Below are 17,982 nucleotides of genomic sequence, written 5' to 3'. Positions count from 1 at the left end.
GCGTACAGGCGTGGCTCAGGCCCTCGGCGCGCAGCCCAGCACATGCGCCTTCACGAGCGCCCCGATGTTCGGGTCGCCGCGGCGGAAGGCCTCCACCAGCTCCTGGTGCTCCTCCGCGTACGACTTCTGGACCGTGCCCAGCCACCGGATCGACAGGGCCGTGAAGACCTCGATGCCGAGCGTCTCCCAGGTGTGCAGCAGGACCTTGTTCCCCGCGGCCTTCACCAGCTCCCGGTGGAACGCCACCGTGTGCCGAACCTGCGCCGTCCCGTCGGAGGTCGCGTCCGCCTCGTACAGCGCCGCCACGTGCGGTTCGAGGGCCGAGCAGTCCGTCGCGAGCCGGCCGGCCGCCAGCTCCGCCGCGATCTGCTCGAGACCGGCGCGGACCGGGTAGCTCTCCTCCAGGTCGGCCGCGGTCAGATTGCGGACCCGTACGCCCTTGTTCGGCGCCGACTCGATCAGGCGCAGCGACTCCAGCTCGCGCAGCGCCTCGCGGACCGGGGTCTGGGAGACCTCCAGCTCGGTCGCGATCCGGCGCTCCACGATCCGCTCGCCCGGCTTCCAGCGGCCGCTGACGATCCCCTCCACGATGTGCTCGCGGATCTGCTCGCGCAGCGAGTGGACGACGGGGACGGTCATGAAGCGGCTCCTCGGGGAGTGTTGACTCTAAAGACAATACGGCGGCGCCCCCGTCCGGAAACACTTCCGGACGGGGGCGCCGCAGGTGAGGCTCGTTACGTTGCCATCGAGGCCACGCGCTTACAGACCGAGGTCGACCTCGAACTCGCCGGCCTCGAGGATCGCCTTGACCGAGGTCAGGTAGCGGGCGGCGTCGGCGCCGTCCACCAGACGGTGGTCGTAGGACAGCGCGACGTACGTCATGTCGCGGATCGCGATCGTCTCACCCAGGTCCGGGTGGTTGATGACGACCGGACGGCGCACGGTGGCGCCGATGCCCAGGATGGCGACCTGGTTCGGGGGCACGATGATCGTGTCGAACAGCGCGCCGCGCGAACCGGTGTTGGAGATGGTGAAGGTCGCGCCGGCCAGGTCGTCCGGGGTGATCTTGCTGGCGCGCACGGCGCCGGCCAGCTCCGCGGTCTTCTTCGAGATGCCGGCGATGTTGAGGTCGCCCGCACCCTTGATGACCGGGGTCATCAGACCCTTCTCGGAGTCCACCGCGATACCGATGTTCTCGGTGTCGAAGTAGGTGATCGTGCCCTCGTCCTCGTTGATCCGGGCGTTGATGACCGGGTGGGCCTTCAGCGCCTGGGCCGCCGCCTTCACGAAGAACGGCATCGGGGAGAGCTTGACGCCCTCACGGGCGGCGAACGCGTCCTTGGCACGGGCGCGCAGCTTCATCAGCTTGGTGATGTCGACCTCGACGACCGAGGTCAGCTGGGCCTGGCCGTGCAGCGCCTTCATCATGTTGTCGCCGATGACCTTGCGCATGCGGGTCATCTTGACGGTCTGACCGCGCAGCGGGGAGACCTCGAGAGCCGGGGCCTTCGCGGCAGCGGCCGGAGCGGCCGGAGCGGCGGCGGGGGCCTGGGCGGCCTTCTTGGCCTCGGCGGCCGCGAGGACGTCCTGCTTGCGGATGCGGCCGCCGACGCCCGAACCCTTGACGGCCGCCAGGTCGACACCGTTCTCGGTGGCGAGCTTGCGGACGAGCGGGGTCACGTAGGCGCCGTCCTCGGCCGGAGCCGGGGTGACGAGCGCCGGAGCGATGGACGGAGCCGCGGCGGCCGGAGCCGGAGCGGCGGCCGGAGCGGCCGGAGCCACCGGCGCGGGGGCCGGGGCCGGAGCGGCGGGGGCGGCCGGGGCCGGAGCCGCGGCAGCCGGAGCCGGAGCGGCCGGGGCGGGAGCGGCGGCGGGGGCGGCCGGAGCCGGAGCCGGGGCGGCGGCCGGAGCGGCACCCGCGGCGCCGATGACGGCCAGCTTGGCGCCGACCTCGGCGGTCTCGTCCTCGGCGACGACGATCTCCAGGAGGACACCGGAGGCCGGCGCCGGGATCTCGGTGTCGACCTTGTCCGTGGAGACCTCGAGCAGCGGCTCGTCCTCCGTGACCTCCTCGCCGACCGACTTCAGCCAGCGGGTGACGGTGCCCTCGGTGACGGACTCGCCAAGCGCGGGCAGCACGACGTCGGTGCCCTCGGCGGAACCGCCACCGGCGGCCGCCTCGGCCGTCGGGGCCGGAGCCGGGGCCTGGGCCTCGGTGGACGGGGCGGCCTGCGGCGCGGGGGCCGGGGCCTCCTGCTGCGGAGCCGGAGCGGCCTCGGCCGCCGGGGCCGGGGCCGCGGCGGGGGCGCCGGAGCCGTCGTCGATGACGGCCAGCTCGGCGCCGACCTCGACCGTCTCGTCCTCGGCGACCTTGATGGAGGCCAGGATGCCCGAGGCGGGGGCGGGGATCTCGGTGTCGACCTTGTCGGTCGAGACCTCGAGCAGCGGCTCGTCGGCCTCGACACGCTCGCCCTCGGCCTTGAGCCAGCGGGTGACGGTGCCCTCGGTGACGCTCTCGCCGAGCGCCGGCAGGGTTACGGAAACCGACATGGTTTCAGTTGCTCCTAACGAATTGCGGGAAGTGGTCGTCGCGCCCTGAGATGACGTGAGCGTCAGTCGTGGGAGTGCAGCGGCTTGCCGGCCAGGGCCAGGTGGGCCTCGCCGAGCGCCTCGTTCTGCGTCGGGTGGGCGTGGATGAGCTGCGCGACCTCGGCCGGCAGCGCCTCCCAGTTGTAGATCAGCTGCGCTTCGCCGACCTGCTCGCCCATGCGGTCACCGACCATGTGGACGCCGACCACGGCACCGTCCTTGACCTGGACGAGCTTGATCTCGCCCGCGGTCTTGAGGATCTTGCTCTTGCCGTTGCCCGCGAGGTTGTACTTCAGGGCGACGACCTTGTCCGCGCCGTAGATCTCCTTGGCCTTGGCCTCGGTGATGCCGACGGAGGCGACCTCGGGGTGGCAGTACGTCACCCGCGGCACGCCGTCGTAGTCGATCGGGACGGCCTTCAGACCGGCGAGCCGCTCCGCGACGAGGATGCCCTCGGCGAAGCCGACGTGCGCGAGCTGGAGCGTCGGGACGAGGTCGCCCACGGCCGAGATCGTCGGCACGTTGGTGCGCATGTACTCGTCGACCAGGACGTAGCCGCGGTCCATCGCGACGCCCTGCTCCTCGTAACCGAGACCGGCGGAGACCGGGCCGCGGCCGATGGCGACGAGCAGCACCTCGGCCTCGAAGGTCTTGCCGTCGGCGAGGGTGACCTTGACGCCGTTGTCGGTGTACTCGGCCGACTGGAAGAACGTGCCGAGGTTGAACTTGATGCCGCGCTTGCGGAACGCGCGCTCAAGAAGCTTCGAGCTGTTCTCGTCCTCGACCGGGACGAGGTGCTTCATGCCCTCGATGACCGTGACGTCGGTGCCGAAGGACTTCCACGCGGAGGCGAACTCGACGCCGATGACACCGCCGCCGAGGATGATCGCGGACTCCGGGACCCGGTCGAGGGTCAGCGCGTGGTCCGAGGTGATGATCCGGTTGCCGTCGATCTCCAGGCCCGGGAGCGACTTCGGCACGGAACCGGTGGCCAGGAGGATGTGACGGCCCTCGACGCGACGCCCGTCGACGTCGACGGAGGTCGGGGAGGACAGGCGACCGGTGCCCTCGATGTACGTCACCTTGCGGGAGGCGACGAGACCCTGCAGACCCTTGTACAGGCCCGAGATCACGTCGTCCTTGTACTTGTGCACGCCCTTGATGTCGATGCCCTCGAAGGAGGCCTTGACACCGAACTGCTCCGCCTCGCGCGCCTGGTCGGCGACCTCACCGGCGTGGAGCAGGGCCTTCGTCGGGATGCAGCCGTTGTGCAGGCAGGTGCCGCCGAGCTTGTTCTTCTCGATCAGTGCGACGTCCAGGCCCAGCTGCGCTCCGCGCAGCGCCGCGGCGTAACCGCCGCTACCGCCGCCGAGGATCACTAGGTCGAAAACGGTGCTGGCGTCGTTCGCCACGTCACGTCCTCCATGCATGTGCGCTCGTCGCCGGTCTTCAGTGACCGGGCGGCGGCTGGTGTTCGGCCGCTTTATTTCGGCCCTGTGGTGGGGGCCCTGTCCTGCCGAGAACCCATCTTCGCACTTGTTGACGGATGGCGGGACGCGGGGCCGTGCTCTGAGACGGCCGATCGTCCGTACGGCGGGCGCACCCGGGCGTACGAACCTACGGATTTCGTCGCGAGCGGAACAGCGGGGACGGGGACGGCCCCGGGCGCGAGGCCCGGGGCCGTCCCCGTCACGGTGTGCTCAGAGCTCGCCGGCGGCGGTGCGCTCGGCCAGCTTCACCAGCGTGCGGACCGAGGAGCCGGTGCCGCCCTTGGGGGTGTAGCCGTAGGGGGCGCCCTCGTGGAAGGCGGGGCCCGCGATGTCCAGGTGGGCCCAGGTGATGCCCTCGCCCACGAACTCCTGGAGGAAGAGGCCGGCGACCAGGCCGCCGCCCATCCGCTCACCCATGTTGGCGATGTCGGCGGTGGGGGAGTCCATGCCCTTGCGCAGGTCCGCGGGGAGCGGCATCGGCCAGGACTGCTCGCCGACCTCCTCGGCGATCTCGTGGATCGCCGAGCGGTAGTCGTCGTCGTTGGCCATGATGCCGAAGGTGCGGTTGCCGAGCGCCAGGACCATGGCGCCGGTCAGGGTCGCCACGTCGACGATCGCGTCCGGGTGCTCCTCGGAGGCCCGGGTCAGCGCGTCCGCGAGGACGAGACGGCCCTCGGCGTCGGTGTTGAGGACCTCGACGGTCTTGCCGCTGTACATGCGCAGGACGTCACCCGGGCGGGTGGCGGAGCCGGACGGCATGTTCTCGGCGAGGGCGAGCCAGCCCGTGACGTTGACTTCGAGGCCGAGGCGGGCCGCGGCGACGACGGAGGAGAACACGGCGGCGGCGCCGCTCATGTCGCACTTCATCGTCTCGTTGTGGCCGGCCGGCTTCAGCGAGATGCCGCCCGAGTCGTAGGTGATGCCCTTGCCGACGAGGGCGAGGGTCTTCTCCGCACGGGGGTGGGTGTACGCGATGCGGACCAGGCGCGGCGGGTTCTCGGAGCCGTTGCCGACGCCGAGGATGCCGCCGTAGCCGCCCTTGGTGAGCGCCTTCTCGTCGAGGATCTGGACCTTGAGGCCGTGCTCCTTGCCGGCGGCCTGGGCGGCGGCGGCGAAGGCGGCCGGGGTCAGGTCGTTCGGCGGCATGTTGATCAGGTCGCGGGCGCGGTTCATCTCCTCGGCGACGGCCTGGGCGCGCTCGGCGGCGGCCTTGTGGGCCTTGTCGCGCGGCTTGGCGCCGAGCAGGGCGACCTCGGCGAGCGGCTTCTTCGCGTCCTTGCCGTTCTCCTGGTACGCCGTGAAGGCGTACGCGCCGAGCAGGGCGCCCTCCGCGATGGCCCCCGCGTCCTCGGCGGCGGCGATCGGCAGCGCGAACGCGGCCTTCTTCGAGCCGGTCAGGACGCGGGCGGCGGTGCCGGCGGCGCGGCGCAGCGTCTCCGCGCCGTAGGACTCGCCGTCCTCGGGGGCGGAGCCCAGGCCGACGGCGAGGACGACGGGAGCCTTGAGGCCGGCGGGGGCGGGCAGCTTGGTCGCCTCACCCTCGGCACCCGAGGCGCCCAGGGTCTCCAGGACGGCGGCGAGCCGGCCTTCGAAGGCCTTGTCGACGGCCTCGGCGCCCGGGGCGACGACGAGCGTCTTCCCGGACTTCGCGACGCCGACGACGAGGGCGTCGGCGCGCAGCGTCGCCGCACCGGCAGTGCTGAGAGTGAGAGCAGTCACGGTGGTGAAATCTCGCTTCCATTGAGTTCTGTGGCGGTCGAGGGATGGGCCGACCGTGCCCGCCGCATCGTATTTCGGCCCGGGGAGCGCCGAGAACGAGCCTACGCTCGCTCATCCGGTTCGCTCACGGCGGCGCTGATTCACTCATCCGTGGTGTCTCTTTCATGTTTACCGTTCCGGCTCGGAGCGCTCCTTCACACTCGCCTCAGTCACGCGAGGACGACGCGCTCGTCTTCGCATCATCTGCAGCATCTCCACAGATCCCACGGCCCCTGCCCGGGCGCGGAGGGACCTGCCGAGGGGGGACACCACCTGATGGACTCCGGCCGAATCCGTACGCCCAGAACCGCGCCCCGCACCGGCCGCGGCGCCCGTACCGACGCCCGTACCGCCCGCTCCGCGCCCCGCGGCGCCCGGGTCGCGGCCCTCGCCGCCGCCGCGCTGCTTGCCACCGTCGTCCCGTCGGCGCAGGCGGTCACGGCCCCCGTGCCCCGGATCGACCTCACCGTCCTCGTCGTCGACGACGGCGGCAGCGCGGTCGGCGCGATCACCGCCGAGCTCGAGGGCTCCGGCGTCCCGTACCGCAGGATCGACCTCAACGACCCGAACCGGCCGGTCCTGAACCCCGCCTTCCTCAGCGACACGGTCGACGGACGTCCCCGCGCCAAGTACCAGGGCGTCGTCCTGCCGCACGAGACCGCCTTCGGGCCCGACTCCGCCGAGCACACCGCCCTCCAGACGTACGAGCGGACCTTCGGCATCCCGCAGGTCGACGCCTACACCTGGTCGCACCCCGGCGTCGGCCTCGACTACACCAACGAGGGCGGCTGGTCCGGCGTCCTCGACGGCACCACCGCGGGCGTCACCGCCGCGGGGCGGGCGGGCCCCTTCCGGTACCTGTCCGGGGCGCTCACCTTCGAGGACAACGACCCGTCGATCGCCGAGAGTTACGGCTACGCGGGCCGCCCGCGCGCCGGCTACACCAGCTATCTCGACGTCCCCGTCGCCGGATCCGACGGCGGCCGGGCCAGCCTCGTCGGCGAGTACACGGCCGACGGGCGCCGCGAACTCGTCGTCACCTTCGCCTACAACCAGTACCAGCGGCAGTTCCGGGCCCTCGCCCGCGGCATCGTCGAATGGCTCACCGAGGGCGTCCACCTCGGACAGAGCCGCAACTACCTCTCCGTCCACATCGACGACGTCTTCGCCCCCGACGCCCGCTGGGACACCGTCCGTGACTGCACCCCCGGCGACTTCGACTGCGTCGGCTGGGGGCACCTCCCAGCGGTAGCTGGGGGAGAGGGCGAGGGCGTGAACCCGATCCGGATGACGGCCGCCGACGCCCAGTACGCCGCCGCCTGGCAGAAGGCCTCCGGCTTCACCCTCGACATGGTCTACAACGGCGGCCAGGGCGAGCAGTGGAAGACCGAGCACGGCGGCGGCGACCCGCTCACCGACCGGCTCGTCGCGGACCGCGCCCAGTACCGGTGGATCAACCACACGTACACCCATCCCTTCCTCGGCTGCGTCCAGGACACCACCGTCGTCCCCTGGCGGTGCGCGAAGGACGCCTCCGGCACCACCCTCTGGGTCAGCCGCTCCGAGCTCTCCGCCCAGATCCGGAACAACCACGACTGGGCCGTCGGCAAGGGCATCTCCGTCGACCGCGGCGAACTCGTCACCGGCGAGCACTCCGGCCTCAAGACCCTGCCCCAACAGCCCGTCGACAACCCGAACCTCGCCGGAGCCCTCGCCGACAACGGCGTGAGATGGATCGCCAGCGACAACTCCCGCGAACCGCGGCAGCGGGCGATCGGCACCGCGAAGACCGTCCCCCGCCACCCCATGAACGTGTACTACAACGTGGGCACGGCCGCCGAGATGACCGACGAGTACAACTGGATCTACACCTCCCGCGCCGACGGAGGCAGCGGGGTCTGCGAGGTCGACCCGGCCTCCACCTGCCTGCCCGCCCCGCTCCCCGCCACGGGATACGCGGACCACATCGTCCCGCAGGAGGCCCGCACCGCCCTCGCCCACGTGATGGGCAACGACCCCCGCCCGCACTACGCGCACCAGTCCAACCTCGCCGAGGAACGCCTCCTCTACCCCGTCCTCGACCGCGTCCTCGCCGACTACCGCGCCCTGTTCGCGCCCAGCGCCCCGCTGGTGAACCCGCGTCAGAAGGACGTCGGCACCGAGCTGAACCGCCGCGCCGCCTGGGACCAGGCCCTCGCCGCCGGAAAGGTCACCGCCTACCGCGTCGGCTCCACGGTCACCGTCAGGACGCCCGCCGGCGTCACCGCGCCGATCACCGCCCCCGAGGGCACCCGCAAGCGCCTCCTCCTCGGCTCCACCGCCTTCGGCTCGCCCTACGCGGGCACCCGCTCCGCCTGGACCGCGCCCGAACCGCTCCAGACCAGCGTCACACTCACGCTCCCGACCGCCTGACCAGCACGTTCTGGGGGGAACCGCACATGCCGAGCAGTGGCCGTCATGTCACCATGCTCACCGAAGGCACCTATCCGCATGTCCACGGCGGCGTCAGCACCTGGTGCGACCAGCTCGTCCGCGGCATGCCCGAGGTCGACTTCGAGATCCTCGCCCTCACCGGCAGCGGCCGCGAACCCGTCACCTGGGAGCTGCCGCCCAACGTCACCCGGCACACCGCGTACCCCCTGTGGGGGCTCCCGCAGGGGCCGACCGCGCCCGGCCTGTTCACCGGAGCGGGCCGGCCCCCGCGGGGGCGTGCGCGCCGCCGCTTCCTCGACGCGTACGAACGCCTCCTGCTCGCCCTCCTCGACCCCGAGGCGGACTGCGACTTCGGCACCGGCCTGTACGAACTGGCCGAACTCGCCCGGCAGGGACGCCTGACCACGGCCCTGCGCTCCGAGGCGGCCCTGCGCTCGCTGATGTGGATCTGGACCATGCCGCATCTGCCGACGCGCGCGGCCCGGCCCACCGTCCACGACGCGCTCACCGCCACCGACCTGCTCGAACACGCCCTGCGCCCGCTCGCCGCCCGGATATCCACCGACGGCGTCGCCCACGCCGTCTCCAGCGGCCTCGCCACCCTGCCGGCGCTCGCCGCACAGCACTTCGAAGGAGTGCCCTTCCTGCTCACCGAACACGGCATCTACCTCCGCGAGCGCTACCTCGGCTACCGCACCGAGGCGCAACGCTGGCCCGTCAAGGCCCTCATGCTCGGCTTCTACCGCGAGCTCAACACCCTCGGCTACCGCAAGGCCGACCTCATCACCCCCTGCAACCGGTACAACCGGCGCTGGGAGGAGCGCGGCGGAGCCCCCGCCGACCGCATCCGCACCGTCTACAACGGCGTCGACCCGGCCCTCTTCCCCGAGGCGGGACCCGAACCCGGGACCCCCACCCTCAGCTGGTGCGGACGCGTCGACCCCATCAAGGACCTCGAAACCCTGATCAGGGCGTACGCGATCTGCCGCGCCGAACTCCCGGCGCTCCGCCTGCGCCTGTTCGGCCCGGTCCCGGCGGGGAACGAGGACTACCTGACCCGCCTGGAGAAGCTCGCCGCCGAACTCGGCGTCGCCGACGGCGTCGGCTTCGAGGGCCGGATCTCCGACGTCCCGACCGCCTACGCGGCGGGCAGCGTGGTGATGCTCTCCTCCATCAGCGAGGGCTTCCCCTTCTCCCTCATCGAGGCCATGTCCTGCGGCCGCGCCACCGTCTCCACCGACGTCGGAGGCGTACGGGAGGCCGTAGGCGACACCGGGATCGTCGTCCCGCCCCGCGAACCGGCCGTCATGGCCGCCGCCGTCTCCGAACTCCTCCGCGACGGGGCCCGCCGCGCCGAACTCGGCCGCCGCGCCCGGCAGCGGGTCATCGACCGGTTCACCCTGCACCGCTCCGTGGACGGCTTCCGGCAGATCTACCGCGAACTGGCGGGCGCCCGCCCGCCGCGCCCGGCCCCGGCCGTCGTCCCCGCGCCGCTGCGCCTGAGCATCCCCACCCCGCGCCGTACCCCCGCGGCCCTCGTCACAGGAGGCACCCCGGCGTGAGCGGCTCACTCTGGCTGAAACCCCCGACGACGAGCCCCCCGCTCCCGGCGATCCCGCGCCCCCGAGGTGAGGACGGAGCGGGGCGCGCGACGAACCCACCCGTCGGCGGCCCCGGCGCCCCGCCCCCGGCCGGAGACGGCCTCGCCGCCGATCCGCTCGACGAACTCACCGAACGCCTCGAAGGGTTCGCCGCCGTCGCCGTGCACCCCGACGAGATCGCCGCCCTCCTCGAGTCCGACGGCATGACCGACGACCACATCCGGCTCACCTACGGCCGCGCCGACTCCTTCGCCCTCGCCGAGGACCTCTACGCGCGCGTGGAGCGGCGCCACCCCGCACCGGAGGCACCACCCGGCGGCGCCTGGCACACCGGGCTCGCCGGCTGTCTCCTGCGTGGGCTCGTCTTCGCGCTGCCAGGACTCGCGTACGTCCTCGCCGCGCCCCTGCTCGCCGGGGAACCCGGCCGCTTCGGGCTTCCTGGCGGAACGGTTCCGCTGCTGGCCGGCGCCGTCACCGGGTGGGTGTGGAACCAGGCCCTGTCCCACCGCGCGTACACCTGGCTCGGCCTCGGCGACCGGCCCGCCGCCGCCCGCGCCCTGCTCACCGGCGCCCCGGCGGGCGCCCTCACCGGCACCGCCGTCGCCTTCGCGGCCGCCGCGCCCGGCGAGACCCCGGCGGCCCTCTTCGCCGCCGGTCAGTCCCTGTACCTCGCCGCCGCGACCGTGCTCCTCGTCCTCGGCCGCGAACGGGCCCTGCTCTGCGCCCTGCTGCCGCTCGCCGGGGCCGTCCCCGCCTTCCGCTGGGACCTGCCGGGGCCGCTGCGCGCCGCGCTCCTGCTCACCGCGCTCACCGCGAGCGTGGCCTTCGCCGCGCTCGTCCTCCGGCCCGGGACACGGCGCGGCGCGGCGGGACGCGCGGGACCGCCGCGCGCCGCCTCCCTCCCGTACGGCCTCTTCGGCCTCGGCAGCGGGCTGCTCGTCCTCCACGCGGGCATCGGCGACACGCTGGTCAGCGGCGCGGGGGCGGTCATCGCGCTCACCCTCTCCATGGGGCCCGCCGAGTGGCTGCTGCACCGCTTCCGGGGCGAGACCCTGACCCGGCTGCGGACCCTGACCACGGCCCGCGAGTTCCGCCGGGCCGTCACCGGCACCCTCGTGCTCTGCCTCGGCGGCTACCTCACCGTCCTCGTCGCCCTCACCCTCGCCGCGACCCTGGCCTGGCCGGGGGCGCCCTGGCCGGCCCTCCCGAGGCTCGTCACGCTGCTCCTGATCGGGACGGCACTCTGGCTGGGGCTGCTGCTCCAGGCCTTCGGCGCGGTGCTCAGCGCGGCCGTCGTCTGTCTGCTCGCGGCGGCCGCGCAGACCGTGGAACCCGCGGCGGGCCCGGTGGCGGCCGGGGGAGCGGCGGCGGTGCTCGCCGTCCTCACCTGTGTTCTGCTGGTACGACCGACCGCCCACCGCGCGTAGGAGAACGGGACCGTGAATCGTCTCCTCCTGGTGCCCTTCTACGAGCACCCGGCCGACCGCCCCGAGGCCTGGTCGGCACTTGTCGGCGCGGCGCCGTCCCTGTACGGCGTCGTCGTCAACCCGGCCAGCGGCGCGGGCGAGGCCCCCGACCCGGCGTTCGCCGAGGCCGCAGGACGGCTGCGGCAGGCGGGCGTACGGCTCCTCGGTTACGCGGACACCGCCTACGGGCGCCGCCCGCACGGAGAGGTCGTCACCGACCTCCTCCGCCACCGCGACTGGTACGGCACCGACGGCGCCTTCCTCGACCAGGTGCCGACCGCGCCCGACGCCCTCGCCCACTACCGGCGGATCGCGGTCGCGGCCCGGGCCGCGGGCGCCGCGACCCTCGTGCTCAACCACGGAGCGCACCCGGACCCGGGGTACGAGGAGTTCGCCGACCTCCTCGTCACCTTCGAGGGCCCCTGGGACACGTACCGGACGCTCGACCTGCCGGTCGCCGCCCACTACTGCCACCTCGTCTACGCGGCCCCGCCCGGCGTCCGCCCCCGCACCCCGGTGCACTGCGCGGTCCCCGGCACGGGCGCGCATCCCTGGGGCACCCTTCCGCACCTCCCGGAGCCCGCCCGATGAGACGACTGCTGCCCCTGCTCGCCGGCCTGCTCCTGCTCGCCACGGCCTGTACGGCGGGCCCCGACGAGGACCCCAAGCCCAGGGAGGAGCGGTGGCGGCCCGCGCCGGGCCTCGCCTGGCAGTGGCAGCTCAGCGGCCGGCTCGACCCGACGGTCGACGTCCCGGTGTACGACATCGACGGCTTCGACCACCCGGCGTCCACCGTCGCGGACCTCCACCGCCGGGGCCGCAAGGTCATCTGTTACCTCTCCACCGGCGCCTGGGAGGACTTCCGCCCGGACGCCGACCGCTTCCCGACCTCGGTCCTCGGCGAGGGCAACGGCTGGGAGGGCGAACGCTGGCTCGACATCCGCCGCACCGACGTCCTCGAACCGCTCATGGCCGAACGTCTCGACATGTGCCGGGAGAAGGGCTTCGACGCCGTCGAACCCGACAACATGGACGGCTACAAGAACCGCACCGGCTTCCCCCTCACCGCCGCCGACCAGCTCCGCTACAACCGCCTCATCGCCCGCCTCTCCCACGAACGCGGCCTCGCGGTGGGCCTCAAGAACGACCTGGACCAGATCCCGCAGCTGCTCCCCGATGTCGACTTCGCGGTCAACGAACAGTGCGCCGCATACGAGGAGTGCGACCTCCTCGCCCCGTTCGTGGCGGCGGGCAAGGCGGTCTTCCACGTCGAGTACGAACTGACGACCGCACAGTTCTGCCCCGAGGCCCGGAAACTGGGCCTCAGCTCGATGCGGAAGCGGTACGACCTCGGGGTGTGGCGCAAGCCCTGTTAGGGGGTGTCACGCGGGTCGGCTCACCCGAGGGTCAGCGCCACCAGGGCCGCCGTCGCCGCCGTTTCCTCCACCGCCCCGAAGACGTCCCCCGTCACCCCGCCGAACCGCCGTACGCACCGGCGGAGCAGCAGGGCCGCCGCGCCGAGCGCCGCGCCTGCCGCCAGGACGTTCCGTACCGCGTCGTACGGGGAGAGGAGCAGGCCCGCCGCCGCGCACGCCGCCAGGACGAGGGCGGTCGTGAGGGTCGCCGAGCGGACCGGGACCGTCGCGGCGACGATGGCGCCGAGGCCCTCGGGGCGGGCCGCCGGGACGCCGTGCCGGGAGGCGTGGGTGAGGGCGAGGCGGGCGACGGTGGCGGCGAGGACGGCGCCGGCCGCGCCGTGCGCCCAGCTCTCCCCGTACAGCTCGAAGAGCGCGGCGACCTGGGCGAGCAGGACGAGGAGCAGGGCGATGACCCCGAACGGGCCGACGTCCGACTGCTTCATGATGCGCAGCGCGTCCTCGGCGGGCTTGGCGCTGCCGAGGCCGTCGGCGGTGTCCGCGAGGCCGTCGAGGTGGAGGCCGCGGGTGAGGACGGCGGGGACGGCGGTGGTGACGACGGCGGCGAGCAGCGGGCCGGAGCCGAGCAGCAGGAACGTTCCGCCGAACGCGGCGGCGGAGAGCCCGACGACCAGACCGGCCAGCGGGGCGCAGAGCATGCCGGCGCGCGCCGCGCCCCGGTCCCAGCGGGTGATGCGGGCGGGGAACACGGTGAGGGTGCCGAAGGCGAAACGCAGGCCGTCCATCCGGGCAGGGTAATCGCCGCCTCCGGACGGTAGATTGCGCATTCCGCGCATTCCGCGTTTATCGGAACGGGGTGGCATGGGTCACTGGTTCTCCCGCAACATCCTCGAGCCGGGAAAGCTCCCGATGCTCCTGGCGCTGACCTCGTTCGTCGTGACGTTCCTGGTCACCCGGACCGTCACCCGGCTCATCCGGGCGGGCAGGGGGCCCTTCAAGAACGTGTCCTCCGGCGAGCTCCACATCCATCACGTCGTGCCGGGCGTCGTCCTCACCGTCATCGGCGGTTTCGGCGCGGTTGCCAGCGACCGGCACGGCATCGGCGGGGCCGTCTTCGCCGTCGTCTTCGGGGTCGGCGCGGGACTCGTCCTCGACGAGTTCGCGCTGATCCTCCATCTCGACGACGTGTACTGGACGGACGAGGGCCGCAAGAGCGTCGAGGTGGTCGTCCTCACCACGGCCCTGGTCGGGCTCGCCCTGAGCGGCTTCTCGCCGCTCGGCGTCGACGACATGACCACCGACGAACGCCAGGACCGGGCCACCTTCATCCTGACCCTGGTGGTGAACTTCCTCTTCATCCTGATCACCCTGGTGAAGGGGAAGTTCCGGATGGCCGTCCTCGGGGTCCTCGTCCCCTTCGTGGCGATCGTCGGCGCCGTCCGTCTCGCCCGCCCCGGCTCCTGGTGGTCACGCCGGTTCTACGGGCGCCGTCACAAGGCACGGGCCCGCTCCCGGATCCGTACGTACCGGCACGACAAGCGCTGGACGAAGGTCAGGCGCCGGCTTCAGGACCTGATCGGCGGCTTCCAGGAGCGGGTCCCGGGAGGGGGCTCCACCCCCTCCTGACCGCGCCCGCGCCAGGCCTGGAACGCGATCAGTACGAGGACGCCGGCGATGGCCGCGAGATGCTCCTTGCCCGCCAGGTTCGGCTTGACGACCACCTCCACGACCATCGCCAGGACCACGAGCGCGCCCGTCCAGCGGGCCCCGTACCGCCAGCAGACGTAGACGGCGAGGCCGACCACGGCCGCCGAGGGCCCGGTGTCGACGACCCGCGCGTCGGAGGCGGGCAGTCCGAGCGGGCCGTCGGGACCGAGCGCGATGCCCACGCGCGCGTAGAGCGTCCCCGCGAGCGTCGCCAGATAGGCGACGGCCAGCGTCCGCCACCGGCCGAGGCAGATCTCGGCGATCCCGAACACCAGGAGCACCTGCGCGAGGGCGCCCCACACGGGCAGGTCGAGCGCCGGGACGAACAGCGACAGGGGGGTCCGGAGCAGCGCGAGCCACAGCGGGTCCTCGGCCCGTACGGAGCCGATGTCCTGGACCGGCTGATAGCCCCAGGCCTGGTTCTGGACGACCTGGAAGAGGGCGGTCAGGCAGACGGCGGCCAGGGTCATCGGCACCGCCCGCCACCTCCTCGTGACGAGCGCCGTCCGTACGGCGGTGAACAGCGGCCCCCACTCGCGGCGGGCGAACTCCCGCACGGCGGGGCTCAACGGCCGCTCTCCAGATGCCTGCGGTGCATCCACTTCGGCAGCCCGGGAGCCTCCAGGAAGCCTTCGGCCCGCCCGGCGGCGAGACCGATGCGCAGCAGGTCCGCGCTCTTCTCGAAGAGCATGAATCGGGGCTCCCAGATCGGTCGGTACTTGGCGTTGGCGCGGTACAGCGACTCGATCTGCCACCAGCGGGAGAAGAAGCTGAGCAGTGAACGCCACAGGCGCAGCACGGGCCCCGCGCCGAGCTTCGCGCCACGTTCGAAGACGGAGCGGAACATCGCGAAGTTCAGCGAGACCTGAGTGATCCCGATCTCCTCGGCGCGCTGGAGGAGTTCGATGACCATGAACTCCATCAGGCCGTTCTCGGAGTCCCGGTCGCGGCGCATCAGGTCGAGGGAGAGCCCGTTCGGCCCCCAGGGGACGAAGGAGAGCAGCGCCCGCAGTTCACCTTGCCCGTCCGTGCACTCCAGCATCACGCAGCGCCCGTCCCGGGGGTCGCCGAGCCGGCCGAGGGCCATGGAGAAGCCGCGCTCCGTGGCCCCGTCCCGCCAGTCGTCGGCCTTGCGGAGCAGCTCGGCCATCTCCTCGGCCGGGATGTCCTCGTGGCGCCGGATGCGCACCTCGTACCCGGCCCGCTTGACCCGGTTGAACGCCTGCCGGACCGTCCGCATGGCCCGCCCGTCGAGCGTGAACTCCCGGGTCTCCACGATCGCCTCGTCGCCCAGCTCCAGGGCGTCGAGCCCGTGCCGGGCGTAGACGGTGCCGGCCTCCTCGCTCGCGCCCATCACCGCCGGGATCCAGCCGTGCTCGCGCGCCTCCGCCAGCCAGGGCTCGATGGCGCCCGGCCAGGCCTCGGGGTCGCCGATCGGGTCGCCCGAGGCGAGCGAGACCCCGCCGACCACCCGGTAGGTGACGGCGGCCTTCTCGCTCGGCGACCACACGACGCTCTTCTCGCGGCGCAGCGCGAAGTAGCCGAGCGAGTCGCGGTCCCCGTGCTTGTCGAGCAGGATCCGCAGCCGTTCCTCGTCCTCCTCGGTCAGCGGGTCGACGGCCCGGCGCGAGCGGAACGCGGCGAAGAGCACCGCGAAGAGCAGCAGCGTGGACAGGACGTTGATCGTGACGTCGACCCACCCGGGGGTGGCGATCCCGGCGAACCGGGAGTCGTCGGCCGCCAGGGTGACGAGCCGCATCACGCCGTACCGCCAGCGCTCGAGGAAGGTGGAGGGGGCGGAGGCGGTGTTGGTGGCGGTGACCAGGGCCGCCGCGAGCAGCGAGGTGACGAGCAGTCCGCCGACCGCCACGCCCGCCGCGAGGCGCGGGTTGGAGCGGTCGCCCTTCGCGTAGAACTCCTTGCGGCCGAGCAGCAGCGCCACGACGAAGGCCGCGGTCAGGGCGAGCGAGATCCAGTTCTGGGCGTGCTGCCGGACCTCGGGGAAGAACATCACGAGGGCGAAGAGCAGCAGGAAGAGTCCGCTGAGCACCAGGTTGAGGATCCACGCGGCCCTCTTGCGGCGCCGCATGGTGATCGCCAGGAAGAGGGTGAAGACCCCCGAAGCGAAACCGGCCGTGAGCATGTACGGGGTGAAGTAGTCGTCCTCGTTGTGGCGGCGCAGGTCCTGCCCGAGGGAGACCCAGACGGCACTCAGGAAATTGATGAACGTGACGACACGCAGGTACCAGACGGCGAACGCGGCGCCGCGGCGCGAGCGGGCGGTGGTGCCCCGGGGTGGTGCTTCGGCAGACAAGCGGACTTCTCCCATGAAAAGCGATCATATGGGGCACCGCTTGCCGCGCGGAGACGCCGGAGGCGGCCACGCGCGCGTCGCGCGTGACCGCCCCGGAGTCGACGAGTCCGCCTCCGCTCAGCTCTCCCCGTCCCGGGCGGCCTCGGCGTCCGAGGCGGCCTCGGACTCCGGAGCCGCCTCGACGTCCGGAGTGGTCGGGTCCGGACGTTCGGGCAGCTCCGCGGCGAACGCCGCCGCGGCCTGGACGAGGGGAAGCGCGAGCAATGCCCCGGTTCCCTCACCCACATGGACGCCGTGGTCGAGCAGAGGGTTGAGCGCCATCCGGTCCAGCGCCTTCGCCTGCGCCGGCTCCCCGCTCACCTGGCCCGCCAGCCACCAGTCCGGCGCCCGGAAAGCCGCCCGCTGCGCCACGAGCGCACAGGCCGCCCCCACCACACCGTCGAGGATCACCGGCATCCGCCGCACCGAGGCCTGCAGCAGGAAACCGGTCATCGCCGCCAGATCCGCCCCGCCGACCGCCGCGAGCAGCTCCAGCTGATCGCCCAGGACCGGCCGGGCCCGCCGCAGCGCGTCCCGGACCGCCGCGCACTTCCGCATCCACGCCAGATCGTCGATCCCGGCGCCGCCCCGGCCGGTCACCACCGACGCGTCCGTCCCGCAGAGCGCCGCGATCAGCGTGGCCGCGGGCGTCGTCCCCCCGACACTCAGATCCCCGAGCACCACCAGATCCGTACCGGAGTCGGCCTCCTCGTCGGCGATCGCGATCCCCAGGCGGACCGCCGCCTCCGTCTCCTCGGCCGTCAGCGCGTTCTCCACGTCGATCCGGCCGCTGCCGCGCCGCACCCGGTGGCGTACGACATCGGCCGGAAGCAGCTCAGGGTCGCAGTCGAGACCCGCGTCCACGACCCGCACCGGCACGCCCGTCGACCGCGCGAGCACGGCGACCGGGCTCGCCCCCTCCAGGACCGCGCGCACCAGCTCGTACGCGGTACCCGCCGGGCGGCCCGACACATCGAGCGAGGCCACCCCGTGGTCGCCCGCGAAGAGCACCACCCTGGGCTGCTCGATCGCCCGCACCTTGACCGAGGCCTGCGCGGCCGACAACCACTCGCCGAGCTCGTCGAGCCGGCCGAGCGCCCCCGGAGGCACGGCCAGCCGCTCACGACGCTCCTCGGCGTCACGCCGGATCCCGCCGTCGGGGCGCTCGATCAGATCGGAGAAGTCGTCCAGATTCACGGGTTCCGCCTT

Annotated in this window: 14 protein-coding genes; 6 read left to right on the top strand and 8 right to left on the bottom strand. The window is 72.9% G+C overall.

The window, feature by feature from the left end; all coding sequences use genetic code 11:
* Positions 1-15: 15 nt before the first annotated feature.
* From ACZ4VK_RS01930 to ACZ4VK_RS01915, 4 genes are all read right to left on the bottom strand, one after another.
* Entirely contained in the window at positions 16-639 is a 624-nt protein-coding gene (locus ACZ4VK_RS01930) for a GntR family transcriptional regulator (RefSeq protein WP_468347440.1), read from the bottom strand.
* A 120-nt stretch (positions 640-759) separates the two neighbouring features.
* Complete coding sequence (gene sucB, locus ACZ4VK_RS01925; protein ID WP_468347438.1) at positions 760-2,550, bottom strand: 2-oxoglutarate dehydrogenase, E2 component, dihydrolipoamide succinyltransferase; 1,791 nt, start codon at positions 2,548-2,550, stop codon at positions 760-762.
* 62 nt (positions 2,551-2,612) lie between these two features.
* Entirely contained in the window at positions 2,613-4,001 is a 1,389-nt protein-coding gene (gene lpdA, locus ACZ4VK_RS01920; RefSeq protein ID WP_468347436.1) for a dihydrolipoyl dehydrogenase, read from the bottom strand.
* A gap of 288 nt (positions 4,002-4,289) precedes the next feature.
* Positions 4,290-5,798, bottom strand: coding sequence for a leucyl aminopeptidase (locus tag ACZ4VK_RS01915; protein WP_468347434.1), 1,509 nt, complete (start codon positions 5,796-5,798; stop codon positions 4,290-4,292).
* Positions 5,799-6,113: 315 nt separating this feature from the next.
* Between ACZ4VK_RS01915 and ACZ4VK_RS01910 the strand changes: the two genes are divergently transcribed.
* From ACZ4VK_RS01910 to ACZ4VK_RS01890, 5 genes are read left to right on the top strand one after another with little or no spacing between them, the layout of a single operon-like run.
* Entirely contained in the window at positions 6,114-8,249 is a 2,136-nt protein-coding gene (locus ACZ4VK_RS01910) for a hypothetical protein (RefSeq protein WP_468347432.1), read from the top strand.
* A gap of 26 nt (positions 8,250-8,275) precedes the next feature.
* Entirely contained in the window at positions 8,276-9,832 is a 1,557-nt protein-coding gene (pelF, locus tag ACZ4VK_RS01905; RefSeq protein WP_468347430.1) for a GT4 family glycosyltransferase PelF, read from the top strand.
* Entirely contained in the window at positions 9,829-11,298 is a 1,470-nt protein-coding gene (locus tag ACZ4VK_RS01900) for a hypothetical protein (protein WP_468347428.1), read from the top strand. The genes pelF and ACZ4VK_RS01900 overlap by 4 nt, the downstream gene beginning before the upstream one ends.
* A gap of 12 nt (positions 11,299-11,310) precedes the next feature.
* Complete coding sequence (locus ACZ4VK_RS01895) at positions 11,311-11,928, top strand: spherulation-specific family 4 protein (protein ID WP_468347427.1); 618 nt, start codon at positions 11,311-11,313, stop codon at positions 11,926-11,928.
* Positions 11,925-12,713 carry an endo alpha-1,4 polygalactosaminidase gene (locus ACZ4VK_RS01890; RefSeq protein ID WP_468347425.1) on the top strand — a complete coding sequence of 263 codons (789 nt, stop codon included), beginning with the start codon at positions 11,925-11,927 and terminating at the stop codon, positions 12,711-12,713. Before ACZ4VK_RS01895 ends, ACZ4VK_RS01890 begins: the two co-directional genes overlap by 4 nt.
* 20 nt (positions 12,714-12,733) lie before the next feature.
* Here the strand turns inward: ACZ4VK_RS01890 and ACZ4VK_RS01885 are convergent, their stop codons facing one another.
* On the bottom strand, positions 12,734-13,498 hold the full coding sequence (locus ACZ4VK_RS01885) for an adenosylcobinamide-GDP ribazoletransferase (RefSeq protein ID WP_468347423.1): 765 nt from the start codon (positions 13,496-13,498) through the stop codon (positions 12,734-12,736).
* 76 nt (positions 13,499-13,574) lie between these two features.
* Here ACZ4VK_RS01885 and ACZ4VK_RS01880 point away from each other — a divergent pair, with 76 nt between their 5' ends.
* On the top strand, positions 13,575-14,339 hold the full coding sequence (locus ACZ4VK_RS01880) for a hypothetical protein (protein ID WP_468347421.1): 765 nt from the start codon (positions 13,575-13,577) through the stop codon (positions 14,337-14,339).
* On the opposite strand, the gene ACZ4VK_RS01875 is transcribed toward ACZ4VK_RS01880, so the two are convergent.
* The 3 genes from ACZ4VK_RS01875 to cobT all read right to left on the bottom strand — a co-directional run bounded on the left by ACZ4VK_RS01875 (position 14,279) and on the right by cobT (position 17,970).
* On the bottom strand, positions 14,279-14,989 hold the full coding sequence (locus ACZ4VK_RS01875; protein WP_468347419.1) for a hypothetical protein: 711 nt from the start codon (positions 14,987-14,989) through the stop codon (positions 14,279-14,281). The two genes, ACZ4VK_RS01880 and ACZ4VK_RS01875, sit on opposite strands and share 61 nt — an antisense overlap.
* Entirely contained in the window at positions 14,986-16,749 is a 1,764-nt protein-coding gene (locus tag ACZ4VK_RS01870; protein WP_468347417.1) for a phosphatidylglycerol lysyltransferase domain-containing protein, read from the bottom strand. The genes ACZ4VK_RS01875 and ACZ4VK_RS01870 overlap by 4 nt, the downstream gene beginning before the upstream one ends.
* 102 nt (positions 16,750-16,851) lie before the next feature.
* Positions 16,852-17,970, bottom strand: a complete 1,119-nt coding sequence (gene cobT, locus ACZ4VK_RS01865; protein WP_468347415.1) for a nicotinate-nucleotide--dimethylbenzimidazole phosphoribosyltransferase — start codon at positions 17,968-17,970, stop codon at positions 16,852-16,854.
* Between the last annotated feature and the right edge of the window lie 12 nt (positions 17,971-17,982).

It is taken from the genome of Streptomyces sp. NPDC028711, assembly GCF_055565415.1.
Note: the sequence above shows the minus strand (reverse complement) of the source record. Positions and strands in the feature narration are given on the sequence as shown.

Excerpts from the sequence above, each read along its gene's own strand:
- pelF (WP_468347430.1), top strand. The coding sequence starts at position 8,276 with ATGCCGAGCAGTGGCCGTCATGTCACCATGCTCACCGAAGGCACCTAT.
- ACZ4VK_RS01880 (WP_468347421.1), top strand. The coding sequence starts at position 13,575 with ATGGGTCACTGGTTCTCCCGCAACATCCTCGAGCCGGGAAAGCTCCCG.
- ACZ4VK_RS01930 (WP_468347440.1), bottom strand. The coding sequence starts at position 639 with ATGACCGTCCCCGTCGTCCACTCGCTGCGCGAGCAGATCCGCGAGCAC.
- ACZ4VK_RS01870 (WP_468347417.1), bottom strand. The coding sequence starts at position 16,749 with ATGGGAGAAGTCCGCTTGTCTGCCGAAGCACCACCCCGGGGCACCACC.
- ACZ4VK_RS01910 (WP_468347432.1), top strand. The coding sequence starts at position 6,114 with ATGGACTCCGGCCGAATCCGTACGCCCAGAACCGCGCCCCGCACCGGC.
- sucB (WP_468347438.1), bottom strand. The coding sequence starts at position 2,550 with ATGTCGGTTTCCGTAACCCTGCCGGCGCTCGGCGAGAGCGTCACCGAG.
- ACZ4VK_RS01890 (WP_468347425.1), top strand. The coding sequence starts at position 11,925 with ATGAGACGACTGCTGCCCCTGCTCGCCGGCCTGCTCCTGCTCGCCACG.
- ACZ4VK_RS01885 (WP_468347423.1), bottom strand. The coding sequence starts at position 13,498 with ATGGACGGCCTGCGTTTCGCCTTCGGCACCCTCACCGTGTTCCCCGCC.